The 12,490-nt window shown below is 65.7% G+C and carries 13 protein-coding genes and 2 tRNA genes; 6 read left to right on the forward strand and 9 right to left on the reverse strand.

The annotated features are described in order from the left end of the window. Positions 1-11: 11 nt before the first annotated feature. The 5 genes from ACFC4D_RS18765 to ACFC4D_RS18785 all read left to right on the forward strand — a co-directional run bounded on the left by ACFC4D_RS18765 (position 12) and on the right by ACFC4D_RS18785 (position 4,493). Positions 12-1,046, forward strand: coding sequence for a sugar kinase (locus tag ACFC4D_RS18765; RefSeq protein WP_376064968.1), 1,035 nt, complete (start codon positions 12-14; stop codon positions 1,044-1,046). After that, positions 1,043-1,798 carry an IclR family transcriptional regulator gene (locus ACFC4D_RS18770; protein WP_364643142.1) on the forward strand — a complete coding sequence of 252 codons (756 nt, stop codon included), beginning with the start codon at positions 1,043-1,045 and terminating at the stop codon, positions 1,796-1,798. The genes ACFC4D_RS18765 and ACFC4D_RS18770 overlap by 4 nt, the downstream gene beginning before the upstream one ends. A gap of 10 nt (positions 1,799-1,808) precedes the next feature. Next, a complete protein-coding gene (locus ACFC4D_RS18775; RefSeq protein WP_375967897.1) occupies positions 1,809-2,216 on the forward strand; it encodes a RidA family protein in 408 nt (135 codons plus the stop codon). A gap of 214 nt (positions 2,217-2,430) precedes the next feature. Next, on the forward strand, positions 2,431-3,915 hold the full coding sequence (locus tag ACFC4D_RS18780) for an LCP family protein (protein WP_376065532.1): 1,485 nt from the start codon (positions 2,431-2,433) through the stop codon (positions 3,913-3,915). 77 nt (positions 3,916-3,992) lie between these two features. Continuing rightward, the gene (locus tag ACFC4D_RS18785) at positions 3,993-4,493 is read left to right on the forward strand and encodes a nitroreductase/quinone reductase family protein (RefSeq protein ID WP_376064971.1); all 501 of its coding nucleotides are present in this window, start codon (positions 3,993-3,995) and stop codon (positions 4,491-4,493) included. A 138-nt stretch (positions 4,494-4,631) separates the two neighbouring features. Here ACFC4D_RS18785 and ACFC4D_RS18790 read toward each other — a convergent pair. The 9 genes from ACFC4D_RS18790 to ACFC4D_RS18830 form a co-directional block, all read right to left on the reverse strand. Further along, a tRNA-Glu gene (locus ACFC4D_RS18790) sits at positions 4,632-4,707 on the reverse strand. A gap of 25 nt (positions 4,708-4,732) precedes the next feature. Continuing rightward, positions 4,733-4,811: transfer RNA gene (locus ACFC4D_RS18795), tRNA-OTHER, on the reverse strand. Between the two features lie 420 nt (positions 4,812-5,231). Continuing rightward, positions 5,232-5,600 carry a DUF6188 family protein gene (locus tag ACFC4D_RS18800; protein WP_364643148.1) on the reverse strand — a complete coding sequence of 123 codons (369 nt, stop codon included), beginning with the start codon at positions 5,598-5,600 and terminating at the stop codon, positions 5,232-5,234. A 19-nt stretch (positions 5,601-5,619) separates the two neighbouring features. Continuing rightward, complete coding sequence (locus ACFC4D_RS18805; RefSeq protein ID WP_376064974.1) at positions 5,620-6,663, reverse strand: hypothetical protein; 1,044 nt, start codon at positions 6,661-6,663, stop codon at positions 5,620-5,622. A 35-nt stretch (positions 6,664-6,698) separates the two neighbouring features. Next, complete coding sequence (locus ACFC4D_RS18810; RefSeq protein WP_376064976.1) at positions 6,699-7,208, reverse strand: PspA/IM30 family protein; 510 nt, start codon at positions 7,206-7,208, stop codon at positions 6,699-6,701. Between the two features lie 101 nt (positions 7,209-7,309). Further along, complete coding sequence (locus tag ACFC4D_RS18815; protein WP_376065534.1) at positions 7,310-8,185, reverse strand: SDR family oxidoreductase; 876 nt, start codon at positions 8,183-8,185, stop codon at positions 7,310-7,312. Continuing rightward, positions 8,185-9,648 carry a flavin-containing monooxygenase gene (locus ACFC4D_RS18820; RefSeq protein WP_376064979.1) on the reverse strand — a complete coding sequence of 488 codons (1,464 nt, stop codon included), beginning with the start codon at positions 9,646-9,648 and terminating at the stop codon, positions 8,185-8,187. The genes ACFC4D_RS18815 and ACFC4D_RS18820 overlap by 1 nt, the downstream gene beginning before the upstream one ends. A 20-nt stretch (positions 9,649-9,668) precedes the next feature. Continuing rightward, positions 9,669-10,652, reverse strand: coding sequence for a PDR/VanB family oxidoreductase (locus ACFC4D_RS18825; RefSeq protein WP_376065535.1), 984 nt, complete (start codon positions 10,650-10,652; stop codon positions 9,669-9,671). Positions 10,653-10,753: 101 nt separating this feature from the next. Continuing rightward, complete coding sequence (locus tag ACFC4D_RS18830; RefSeq protein ID WP_364643158.1) at positions 10,754-11,647, reverse strand: metal-dependent hydrolase; 894 nt, start codon at positions 11,645-11,647, stop codon at positions 10,754-10,756. Between the two features lie 99 nt (positions 11,648-11,746). Here ACFC4D_RS18830 and ACFC4D_RS18835 point away from each other — a divergent pair, with 99 nt between their 5' ends. Further along, positions 11,747-12,364: a TetR/AcrR family transcriptional regulator gene (locus tag ACFC4D_RS18835; protein ID WP_376064982.1), complete on the forward strand. Its 618-nt coding sequence runs from the start codon at positions 11,747-11,749 to the stop codon at positions 12,362-12,364. The last annotated feature ends 126 nt before the right edge of the window (positions 12,365-12,490 follow it).

Raw genomic sequence — 12,490 nt, forward strand, 5'->3', positions numbered from 1 at the left:
AGGAGATTGGTGTGATCCAGGCGACCCCCCGCGCGGTCACCATCGGTGAGGGACTCGCCGTGCTCATCGCGCAACCCGGACCGCTGGAGGATTCGCACACCTTCGCGCGCGGCGCGGGCGGCGCGGAGGCCAATGCCGCCACGGTGCTCGCACAGCTCGGCGTGCCGACCGCCTGGATCTCCCGGGTCGGCGATGACGGTTTCGGCCGCTATCTGCTGCGACATCTGGGCGAACGCGGTGTGGAAACCTCCGCCGTCACCATCGATCCGGCCCGGCCCACCGGCCTGTACGTGAAGGAACGCGGCAGCGGCTCCGCGCGACAGGACGATCTGCCCGCCGGGTCGAGCCGAATGCTGTACTACCGCACCGGTTCCGCCGCCAGCGCGCTCGCACCGCACGATCTGACCGTTGCCGCGCGGCTGCTGAACGACGCCGAACTGGTGCATTTCACGGGCATCACCCCGGCGCTGTCGCCCTCGGCCACCGCCTGCACCGAAGCCCTGCTCGCGCAGCCGCGCGGATCACGCCTGATCAGCTTCGATCTCAATTTCCGCCCGGCCCTGTGGGAACGGCGCGAGGAATCCGCCGCCGATATCCTGGCCCGGCATATTCGCGGCAGCGATGTGGTCTTCCTGGGCGCGGACGAAGCGCTCGAGGTATTCGGCATGGGTGAGGCCGACCGGCTGCGCAAGCTCTTCCCCGAACCGCGGCATCTGATCGTCAAGAACGATAAACATTCGGTGACCGGATACATCGGCGACGAGCGCCTGGAAGTGCCCGCCCTGCGCCTGCGCGTCACCGAACGCATCGGCGCGGGTGACGCCTTCGCGGGCGGCTATCTCGCCGCACTGCTCCAGGGCCGCCCGCACGAACAGCTGCTGCGCTTCGGGCACCTGTGCGCGGCGGCCGCGCTCACCGGCACCGGCGATGTCGCCGAACTGCCGCCGGCGCACACCCTCGAATCGCAGTCGGCCGTCAGCGCTTCCGAATGGGCGGAATTGAATTACAGCCCGGCACAGCCCATCCCCGAGAATGTGGGCTCATGAGCCAGAGTCTGCTGCGTGCCCTCACCATCCTCGGCGAACTCGGTGAGGAGCCGAAATCATTGGACCAGTTGGCCACCCGGCTCGGGGTGCACAAATCCACGGTGCTGCGGCTGCTGCAGACCATGGAGGGCGAACGCTTCGTCACCCATGACGCGGAGCATCGATATCGGCTGGGCTCCAAGCTCTTCGAACTCGCCAACCGCTCACTGGAGGGGCGCGATGTGCGCACCGCCGCGCGACCGCATCTGAGCGCGCTCAATGCCGCCACCGGGCAGACCGTGCACCTGGCCACCTATGAATCCGGCGAGGCCGTCTACATCGACAAACTCGATGCCACGCACAGCGTCCGAATGTATTCGCGCATCGGGCGTCCCGCCGCGCTGCACTGCACCGCGGTCGGCAAGGTGCTGGTTTCCGCTCTGCCGCACGAACAATGGCGCGGTATCGCCGAGGGCCTGGAATACAAGGCGTTCACCGACCGCACCATCCGCACGCCCGAGCAGTACCTCGCCGAATTGGAACTCGTTGCGTCCCAGGGTTATGCCGAGGACCACGAGGAACACGAGAGCTTCATCAACTGCGTGGCCGTACCGATTCGCAATGGCACCGGCGCGGTCGTCGCCGCGCTGTCCATGTCGGTGCCGGACATGCTGCTCGATCACGATCAGGTGCTCGCCATGCTGCCGCAGGTGCGCGCCGCCGCCGATGCCGTCTCCACCGAATTGGGCTGGAGTCCCACCCCCGAGAAATGAAAGGCCGCAGATGACCGAGAAGATCGCCGTCCGCACCGATAAGGCCCCCGCCCCCGCGCACACCTTCTCCCAGGGTGTCCGCAAGGGTCCGTTCGTCCAGGTCTCCGGACAGGGTCCGGTGGATCCCGTCACCAACGAATACCTGTACCCGGGGGACGTGGCCGCCCAGACCACCCGCACCCTCGAGAACGTCAAGGCGATCGTCGAGGCCAGCGGTGCGAGCTTCGACGATGTGGTCATGCTGCGCGTGTATCTGACCAAGCGCGAAGACTTCCCGATCATGAACGACGCCTATGGCGAATTCGTTACCAAGCACACCTCGGGCGGGGTGCTGCCGAGCCGAACCACCGTCTTCACCGGCCTGCCGCGTGCGGAGATGCTGGTCGAGATCGACGGCATCGCCATCGTCGAAAGCTGAGACCAGGCTGAGGCCGGGGCCCTTCATTGTGACAAGTCGGTAGGGCTCCGGCAGACTCGACATAGCCATGTACGACGACGACACCGAGCAGCTGCCCGTCTACCGCTCCGGCGGGACGCACGGAGCCGCGCAGACGCCCACGCCCGAGCCGCGCCGTGCCCGGCGTGCCGGGCCGACCTCGCATCGCCGCTCCGCACCGACGGAGTCGCATCGCATGCGATACGCCGGGCGCGGACTCATGTCGCTGTTCGCCGTCGGCGTCGTCGGTGTCACCGGGATCGGCTGGTACGGCGAGACCAGCCTCAATAACGGCTTCGAGCACAGCCAGGTCATTCCGAAGGAGGATCAGTCCCTCGACGGCGATATCAATATGCTGCTCATCGGACTCGATACCCGCAAGGATCTGAACGGCAACGATCTCCCCAAGAACATCCTCGATCAGCTGCACGCCGGTGATGGCACCGAGGGCGGATACAACGCCAATTCGCTTATCCTGGTGCATATTCCGAAAGATCTCAAGAAGATCGTCGCATTCTCCATCCCGCGTGACGACTATGTGCAGGCGGTCGGAATTCCCGGCTACGACCACATCAAGATCAAAGAGGCGTACGGGCTCAAGAAGTTCTACGCCGAGGAGAAGCTCAAGGCACAGGGCGTCACCGATAAGGTCGATATCGAGCGCCAGGGCCGCGAAGCCGGGCGCGCGTCGATCGTGCAGGCGGTGAAGACGCTCACCGGGGTGCCGATCAACCGCTTCGCCGAGATATCGCTCGTCGGGTTCTACGATCTGGCCGACGCGCTCGGCGGCGTCGACGTATGCCTCAATCACGCGGTCGACGACAGCTACTACTCCGGAGCCGTATTCCCCGCCGGGCCACAGCATCTCGACGCCGCCAACGCACTGTCCTTCGTACGGCAGCGGCACGGGCTGGAGAACGGCGATCTCGATCGCACGCATCGCCAGCAGGCGTTCCTGACCTCGGTGGCCAAACAGATCAAGGATTCCGGCACGCTCACCAATATCAGCAAGCTCCGGGCGCTGATGGACGCGGCACACCGCGATGTGGTGCTCTCGGACGGCTGGGATCTGAGCGACTTCATCACCACCCTGGGGCGTGCGAAATCCCCCGCGGTGGAATTCCGGACGCTGCCGGTGCTGCGCTACGACAATGTCGACGGCCAGGATGTGAACATCATCGATCCGGCCGCCATCAAGAAGGAAGTGCGCGCCGCGTTCGGCATCGAACAACCGACCGTGGCCGCCGCACCGAAGATCACACCCACCTCCACCCTGGACGTGGTCAATGCGACCGGCACTTCCGGCATGGCGGCCAAGGTGTCGAAGTCCTTGGGCGGCAAGGGATTCCCGGTCGGCGATGTCAGCAACGCCACCTATGCCGACGGCACCTCCACCATGCTCTACTTCGGCACCGGCGCGGACACCGATGCCCAGGCGCTGGCCGATATGCTCGGCGGCAATGTCACCCCGGCCGCGTCCTCGAATGTCAGCGCCGGGCATATAAAGCTGGTGCTCGGCACCGATTTCGAGATTCCGGAGACGCTCGATCCGGCGGCCGCGAGCACCACCACCACGGCCACCACCTCGAAATCGGCCGTCGCCACCACCACCGCGGACACCCCCAACAACGGCAAGCCGGTGACCACCACCATCGGCGGCAGCATCCCCTGCGTGAACTGAACGCCCGCACCCCCGCCCACTCACTGGACAGCATGTACAGTGAGCCGCGATACAACGGGCCGATCATGGGAAAACAGATGGCAGGCAACAGCTCCGAAACCGGCAACCTCACCCTGAGCGGCCGCTTCAACCACTACTCCAGCATCTACCTGGGCTTCGCCGCGCGTGCCTTCGCACGCCTGAACAGCCGCACCTACACCCGCTCCGGCGGTACCCGCGGCAATATGTTGCAGGGCAAACCGGTCTTCCAGCTCATTGTCACCGGCCGCAAATCCGGCGAGCCCCGCCCCGTCATGCTCATGCTCATTCGCGATGGCGACGATCTGCTGGTCTGCGGCTCCAACGGCGGCCATCCCGGCACCCCGAACTGGTGGCACAATCTCGCCGCCCAGCCCACCGCTCGCGTTCAGGTCGGCCCCGACACCTGGCCGGTGGACGTGCACATCGTCATCGATGACGCCGAATACGAAAAGCACTGGCGCACACTGAAAGCCGGATATCCGGACTTCCACACCTACGCCGCCCTGAGCACCCGCCGCTTCCCCATCGCCGTCCTGACCCGCCGCGCCGAAAGCTGATATCCAGCGCGAACAAGACTGGTGCACAAGGGGATTGCGGAAAGCAGAGGTGTCGAACCCCATCCCCCTCCCGGAGGACCTGCCGCTTTCAAGGCGGTGGCGGACGCCGGTCCGCATTGCTTTCCCTGATGGTTGCCGTGACGCAGATCGGAATCGAACCGACGAAGTCCTGAGTGAAAGTCAGGGTGCCCGTTACCAGCAGAGCAACTGCGCCGCGATCTCGCCGGAGCGAAATGCGGTGGGGGCGGCAGGGATCGAACCTGCCATGCTCGCGCACCTGTTTTACAGACAGGCTGAGCCACCAGGCTCCTCGCCCCCGAAATAGTGTGATTACGACCGAGCCGGAGCGCTGTTCAGCGCTCGGACGACTCATAGGAATAGCGTTCGGAAGTCGTGCAGCCGTTCATCGCCATTCCTTTCGTCGTTGGTGAGAACAACGCTAACAGGCTGCGCCGCAGGAGGATAGCGAATTATCGGCCGGCACGCACCGGGTCCATGCGCCGCCGCGAATCCATGCAAATCAGCAGGGTGGGACAATTTGGGACAGGGCGATTGCTTGATCTTCCCCCCGCTCACCCGCGATGCTCTCAGAGCCGTCCAACGCTGTTCGGCGCCACGAATACCCGGAGGGGACGGCATGACCGCGGACCCATCGCTGCCGACGATGAGCCCACGCCACGTGCCGCACGGGAATTCGGCACGACGGGCCGGATCGGCACCGGCCGTCGTGCATGGGTTTCAGGCGTCCTGGGACCAGATGGCCAGTTCGCCGCCGGGCATGCAGGCGACGAGGTAGCGGCCCGGGTCGGTGACGTGCCAGGCCTCGAAGTAGCGGTCGGGTTCGACGACTATGCGGTGGCCGGTGTCGAGGTCGATGCGGAGTTCGCCGGTGGATTCGACAGCGGCGGCGACGATTTCGCCCTCCACCACGGTGGCCAGATCTTCCGGGCGGGCCTCTCCCGCCAGACTGTGCGAGGGTGAGCCGACGGCGCGGTGCACCACCAACTCACCCTCGATGTGGATCTCGTAGACACCGGCGGCCAGCACGATGACGTAGGGGCCGGGTGACATGACTGTGAGGCGCTCACCGGTGATCGGTAGTTTCATTGCGCCTCCAGCGTTCTCGTTACTTGGTGGCCTCCGCCAGCACGGCGATGACCTCATCGGAGAGGAAGAATGGTTCCAGGCGTTCGCGAACCACTTTGGCCAGCACGCCATTTCGCTTGGCGGCCTCGACCACGGCCGGACCGTAGCGCAGGATCTCGCCGGCGATATCCTCACCGGACAGACCCAGTTCCGGCAGCAGCGCCGCGAGGGTGTGATCGCCGTACTTCTCGAAGAAGACCTCGACGCCCTGATCGACCAGGACTCCGAAGTACTCCTTCTCGCGGGTGGTGAGCGCGATGCGGTAGATGATCAGCGCGAGCTCGTGCAGATCCTTTTGCGAAAGGTAGTCGCGCAATCCGCTGACCGGTTCGCCCGCGTGCAGATCCCAGAACTCCATGGCCGCGTCGTGCACGGGGGCATCGCGCAGCATCTCGCGAATGGCGTTATTGGTGCGCTTGAGCGCGAATTGCGCACCCTTGCCCGCCATTTCGCCGAGGAAGGTGCCGTCACCGGTGGCCTTCTCGGCGGCCTTGCGGGCCTGCTTGGCGGCGGAGGTGCCGAACGAGACCAGCGAGCCCACGCCCGGGATCTTGTTCGCCATCTGACGATTGCTCTCCATGAAATCGTCGATCAGCTTGTCGACGAACTTGGAGGCCACGGTCGCGACCAGCGGGCTCTCGGTGAGGCGCTCCAGAATGCGCTCCTGCGCCTGGTGCATGCCGAAGATCTTCTCCAGCAGTTGTTCCACCGGCTCGCGCTCGACCACATCGCCGAGGGTGTAGTCGTTATTGCTGGCGATATCGGTGTAGAGCGAATTGGCCAGCGTGCCGACCATCTCCCCCAGCACCGGGCTGCCGCCGATCAGATTGATGATATTGGCCACGGTCTGCTTGGCCTGATCGATCTCCACCACATCGCGGAAGATGATGGTGTCGGCGACGCCGATCACCGCTTCCACATCGCGGCCGATCACCTCGGTGAAGCGGTCACCGCTCACCTCGGCGAGCAGGAAGTCCACTTGCAGGTCGAGCAGCCGTTCGGCGATTTCGCGCGGCTCGGTCACAGATTCCACCCATCGTCAAGAAGGGACCGCCGAGTTCAGTCGGAATCGTTGCCGTGCACCGATTTTCGAATCTGTTCCAGGCGTTCCCGCGCGGCTTTCTCCCGCGCGTCCCACTGTTCCTCGACGCTACGACCCACTGGTGTCTGCCGATCGAGCTCGCCCATCCCCTGTGCGGTGCCGTAGCGCTGCTCGACCTTATCGCGAACTGACTCGAAAGTAGGGACGCCGGTGTTCGTATATCCGCCGATGCCCGGGGCCACCGGGATACCCGCCGGAGGTACCGGCACTCCGGTGACCACCGGACCGCCCTCCACCTGCCCGAATGTATCCGGCAGCGGTATCGGCGGCAGCTCGGATTCATCCTCCGTGTCCGGAGTCACATCGATGACCGCGGGTGCATGACCGACGGTTGCCGCCACCGACGCGGCCACCGCGTGCAGGGCGGCCAATCCGGCCCGGCCTTCGGTGGCCCGTTCCACCACGGCCGCCAATTCGGCGTCCGACAGCCCCGCCAATTCCGATCCGAAATCCTGGGCATCGCTCATGATGACCAGGCTACGCACGGCCGCGGGCGACATGCCCGAAATGCGGCTTGCCTGCGGGTTCGTCCGGTGAGTCCGGATTCCCGATGCGCCCGGAACCGTATCTACAGGCGCACCCGGCGCTGTTCCGCCCGGCGCACCAGATCATGAACGCGCGGATCGGCCGCCAAAGCGCGGTCCAGCACCACATTCACCAGGCCGCGCAGCAGCGCGTACGGCTCCCAGCCGTACGGCGCGATGGTGCGGGCCGCCCGCTTCTCGATACCGTCCGCGATCACCTCCGCGGCCCGGGCGGCGGAGATCCGCACATTGAGCGGCCACGGCAGCAGATCGTCCAGATCACGGCCGAGCTCATCGCGATCCAGCGTGGCCCGCGTCATATCGGTGTCCACGATGCCGAAATACGCGATCCCGGCGGTGGCCCCGAACGGGGCGAGCTCCACCCGCAGCGCGCGGCCGAACTGCTCAACGCCCGCCTTGCTGATCATGTACGGCGCACCCGCCATCCCCGGCGCGAACGCCGCGCACGAGGACACCACCACCACATGCCCACGGGCACTGACGATCTCGTCCAGTGCCGGGCGCACGGTATTGAACACACCGGTCAGATTGATGCCGATGACGCGATCGAAATCCGCGCCGTCCATGATGCGCAGCGTCGCCGGTCGCGGCACCACGCCCGCGTTGGCCACCACCACATCCACGCCGCCGAAATGTTCGACGGTGCGAATCACGGCCTGGCGCATGGCTTCTCGATCGGCGACATCGGCGGTGACGGCCAGAGCGCGATCACCCAGCCGATGCGCGATGGCAGCGACGGCATGCCCGTCGATATCGACCAGCGCCACCCGGGCACCACGCTCGTGCAACAGCACCGCGAGTTCATGGCCGATGCCCTGTCCGGCACCGGTGATGAGCACGGTCTGCCCGGCGACCCGATGACCCGGCCGCTTCGGCGAGAGCAGGCTGAGCAGTGGCATCATCGGGTCACCTCATAGTTCGCGCTGTCGAATTTCGCGGTGCGACGGCGGTATTCGAAGCTCCAGTTGGGATAGAGCCCGGCATTGCGTCCGTCCGCGGTGGTGTAGTAACTCTGGCATCCTCCGGTGAGCCAGACGGTGCCGGTACTGCGGTAGGCCATTTCGGCCAGGAAGGCCTGCTGTGCGCGCGGGCGCACCTGCACCCGGCGAGCTCTCCTGTCGCGCAAAGTGATCAGGGCGTCCACGATATAGGTGATCTGGGATTCGATCATGAAGATCGCGGACTGATTCCCGGCCGCGCCGAACGGGCCGAGCGTGCAGAAGAAGTTCGGGAATCCCGATACCGCGACGCCGAGATAGCTCTGCGGCTCCTTGTCGTAGAGCTGGGCCATACTGCGGCCGTGGATGCCGATGTAGCGATCGTAAGCCGTTGGGATGGAGGTGAATCCGGTGCCGAACACGATGGTGTCCACCGGATGCTCGGTGCCGTCGCGCAGCACGATCGAATGCGGGCGCACCTCGGCGATGGCCTCGGTCACCACCTCGGTATTGGGCTGATCGAGGGCGGGCAGATAGGCGTCGGAGAAGATGGCGCGCTTACAGCCGATCACGTAGTCGGGCAGCAGTTTCGCGCGCAGCTCCGGATCGCGGACCTGGCGCTGGAGTTGCCAGCGGGCCAGCGCCTCGTACGGGTGCCGGAATCGCTTGTCTACCAGCGAGATGAGTCCGAAAGCCTCGATGGCCGAATAGAAGCCGCCGCGAATCAGGCGCTGTGCGAGCGGAATCCGATCCAGGAGATAGCGTTCCACGCCCGAGGTGACGCGGTCCATGCGCGGCACGATCCACGGGGCCGAACGCTGGAACAGCAGCAGTTTCTCCACCAGCGGCTGAATCTCGGGAACGAACTGCACGGCCGACGCCCCGGTACCGATGACCGCGACCCGCTGACCGGTCAGATCATGGTCGTGATCCCAGTGCAGGGAGTGGAATGCCTTGCCCTCGAACGTATCCAGGCCCGGCAGTTCCGGATACTTGGCTTCGGCGAAGACTCCGGTCGCCGAGATCAGGAAATCCGCGGTGAGCGGGCCCGCGCTCGTCTCGATCCGCCACCGCGATTCCGCGTCGTCCCAGCGGGCGTCGAGGAGTTCGACACCGAAACGCATATGCCGGAGCACGTCATGCTCGACCGCCACTACGCGCAAGTACTCGAGAATCTCGCTCTGCCGCCCATACATCCTGGACCAGTTGGGATTCGGCGCGAACGAATAGCTGTACAGGTGCGAGGGGACATCGCAGGCGCAGCCGGGATAGGTATTGGCCTGCCAGGTGCCGCCCAGATCGTCCGCGCGCTCCAGGATGACCAGATCCTCGAATCCGGCCTCCCGCAACTTGATCGCCAAACCGATCCCGCCGAAGCCCGCGCCGACAATGGCGATGGGCGTGTGTTCGACCGCTGTGGTCATGTACCGACTTCCCTTCCAGATCACAGGTCGAGCACGAGCTGATCGCCCGCCGCGCGCGAGACACAGAGCAGCATGCGTTGCGCCCGTGCGGATTCAGTGAGCAGCCGATCGCGATGGTCGACCGCCCCGGCCAGGACGCCCACCTCGCAGGAACCGCAGAAGCCCTGCTGGCACGAGTAGGCGATATCGGGCAGGGTGCGGCGCACGGCGGCCAAGGCGGTCTCCTGCGCACCCACCCGCAGCGTGGTTCCGGTGCGGGCCAGGGTGATGCCGAACTCCCGGCCGTCCACCACCGGTTGCGCCGAGAAGCGTTCGGTATGCAGCGAACCGGTGGGATTCAGTTCGAACAGACAGCGTTGTGCGGCGGCCAGCATCGGTGGCGGGCCGCATACGTACACGGCCGCACCGGGTTCGGCGGTGGCGAGTATTTCCGCCACGTCGGGCACACCGCACTCGTCATCGGGAAGTACTCGCGCCGAGCCGATTTCCGTCAGGAACGGCATGGTCGCACGCGATCGACCGGTGTAGATCAGCTGCCCGCGCGCACCCGCCGCCCGCGCCATGGGCAGGATCGGGGTGATGCCGATGCCACCGGCGAGGAACAGGTAGGAGGGTGCGTCCACCAGGGTGAAAGCATTGCGTGGACCGCGAATTCGGAGCCGATCACCGACCCACAGCTCATCGTGCACCTCCGCCGAGGCGCTGCCATCCGGAATCCTCCGGACAGCGATTCGATACCGGTCGCGATCCGCCGGATCCCCGCACAGCGAATACTGCCGCTGCCGACCCGAGGGCAGGAACACATCCACATGTGCGCCCGGACGCCACGCGGGCAGCGCACCGCCGCCCGGGCGGCGCAGGGTCAGGCTCACCACGTCATCCGCCTCACGGGTGCGCGCACCGACCACCACATCGATATCGAAACCGCTGCGCCGCAGTGGATTCGGCCGCGACAGCAGCGGTGCGGCCGGACCGCTGACGAAGACCTTCAGGTACGCGTCCATGACATTGCCGAGCAAGCGCAGCGCCGCCGGACCGTGTGGATCCCGGCCAAAAGCCTGCCGGGATGACGAGGGGACGTTGCTGCCCGATATCACCGGCGCGGTCATCCGTTGGCTGCCCGGGCGGCGGGGGAATGGGCGAGGTAGCGCAGGGCGGTGTCCATGGGGCCCAGTTGGGAGGGATGGAAGCCGGGGCGCAGGTAGCGCGGGATCTCCTTGAAAAAGACTGTCCAGCTGGGGATTACGCCGCGGCGGGTGGCGTTGATGAATTGCAGGCCCCAGAAGCGGCCCTTGTCCGGGCTCGGATCCTGGCGGTAGAGGTAGCCGGTGGAGATGATGAACAGGGGAAGCAGGGTGGCGCTGGCGAGCAGGGCGGTGCGGGCCTTGCGGGCGTAGCCGCCGTCCACGTGCATGTAGGCGTCGTAGACGACGCTGCGATGCTCCACCTCCTCGGCACCGTGCCAGCGCACCAGATCCAGCATGGCGGGATGCATGCCCTTGGTCTCCAGCACATCGGCCTCTAGCAGCCATTCGCCGAGTACGGCGGTGTAGTGCTCCATGCCCGCGAACAGGCCGAGCCGTTCCTTGAGCCATTCCTCGCGCGCCCGGCCGGTGAGTCCGTGATCACCGAGGATGCGATCCACCAGCCAGCTGATGGCGCGCACATACGAGTCGACGTCGAGCCCGATGGCGCGCAGATGGTTGCGCGCGCCCTCATGACTGCTGGCGTGCATGGCCTCCTGCCCGACGAAGCCCGTCACCTCCTCGCGCAGGCGCTCATCATCGATGTACGGCAGGGCCTCGGCAAGCGTCGCGGCCATGGCGCGCTCCCCCTCGGGGAGCACCAGATGCATCACATTGACGATGTGCGTGGCCAGCACCTCACCCGGAATGTAGTGCAGCGGAACGGATTCGAAGTCGAACCGGACATCGCGCGCGGCGATGGCGTGTGCTTCGGCGAGGTACTGGCGCGTCTTTGCGCCGTCCTGTGCAACCATGATCCGAAAGTACAGTGCAACAAATTGCTTTGCAATGTTGCACGCAACAAAATCCGGGCGAATGTTGCAACGGAAGTGCGCTTTGCTAGCGTGGTGGACGTGCCAACCGCATCGAAACCCCAGGCCGGCCGGGTCACGGCCGATGACAACACCAGGATTCTCGATGCGGCCCTGCTCCAGTTCCAGCGCGTCGGGGTCAAGAAGACGACCATCGAGGACGTGGCGCGCGAGGCCGGGGTGGATCGGGTCACCGTCTACCGCCGGATCGGCTCCCGCGATGATCTGGTGACCGCGGTCTTCAGCCGCGAAGTCGCCCTCGTACTGGCCGAGCTCGCGCTCATCCCCGAACGGCACGGGAATATCGGCGACCTGATAACCGATATGTTCACGACGGTGCTGAAACTCTGGCGCGCGCATCCGGTGGCCCAAAGCATGCTGACACTCGAACCCGAACGGGTCGTCATGAAGCTCAGCGTGCACGGCGCGGATATCTTCACCATGGCGGTGGCCGCCACCGCGGCCGCTCTCCAACGCGCCGTCGAACGTGAAATGCTCGCTCCCGCAAGTGATCTCACCGCACGCGCGGAAGTCGCCTGCCGGGTGGTGCATTCGCTCATCCTGCTGCCGCACGCGGCGCTGGACCTCGAAACCGATTCGCAGCTCGAGGATTTCGCGCGCGGCTATCTGCTGCCGATCATTACCGGGCACACTGCCTGAGCATTCGCCCCGGTGGCGAGCCTGTTCCGAATCCGGCCCTTGCGCCGAATCGGAACCGGGCGTACGGTGGTGGCGTCGCAATCTCGAGGATGCAGGTCGATAGCATTCCCTCCCCCGAGATTTCTT

The sequence above is a fragment of the Nocardia sp. NPDC056000 genome, assembly GCF_042269265.1.
Taxonomy (GTDB): domain Bacteria; phylum Actinomycetota; class Actinomycetes; order Mycobacteriales; family Mycobacteriaceae; genus Nocardia.

What these genes read in the sequence shown, in the direction of transcription:
- ACFC4D_RS18770 (WP_364643142.1), top strand. Translation starts at nt 1,043, where the DNA reads ATGAGCCAGAGTCTGCTGCGTGCCCTCACCATCCTCGGCGAACTCGGT.
- ACFC4D_RS18775 (WP_375967897.1), top strand. Translation starts at nt 1,809, where the DNA reads ATGACCGAGAAGATCGCCGTCCGCACCGATAAGGCCCCCGCCCCCGCG.
- ACFC4D_RS18780 (WP_376065532.1), top strand. Translation starts at nt 2,431, where the DNA reads ATGCGATACGCCGGGCGCGGACTCATGTCGCTGTTCGCCGTCGGCGTC.
- ACFC4D_RS18785 (WP_376064971.1), top strand. Translation starts at nt 3,993, where the DNA reads ATGGCAGGCAACAGCTCCGAAACCGGCAACCTCACCCTGAGCGGCCGC.
- ACFC4D_RS18800 (WP_364643148.1), bottom strand. Translation starts at nt 5,600, where the DNA reads ATGAAACTACCGATCACCGGTGAGCGCCTCACAGTCATGTCACCCGGC.
- ACFC4D_RS18810 (WP_376064976.1), bottom strand. Translation starts at nt 7,208, where the DNA reads ATGAGCGATGCCCAGGATTTCGGATCGGAATTGGCGGGGCTGTCGGAC.
- ACFC4D_RS18815 (WP_376065534.1), bottom strand. Translation starts at nt 8,185, where the DNA reads ATGCCACTGCTCAGCCTGCTCTCGCCGAAGCGGCCGGGTCATCGGGTC.
- ACFC4D_RS18820 (WP_376064979.1), bottom strand. Translation starts at nt 9,648, where the DNA reads ATGACCACAGCGGTCGAACACACGCCCATCGCCATTGTCGGCGCGGGC.
- ACFC4D_RS18825 (WP_376065535.1), bottom strand. Translation starts at nt 10,652, where the DNA reads ATGGACGCGTACCTGAAGGTCTTCGTCAGCGGTCCGGCCGCACCGCTG.
- ACFC4D_RS18830 (WP_364643158.1), bottom strand. Translation starts at nt 11,647, where the DNA reads ATGGTTGCACAGGACGGCGCAAAGACGCGCCAGTACCTCGCCGAAGCA.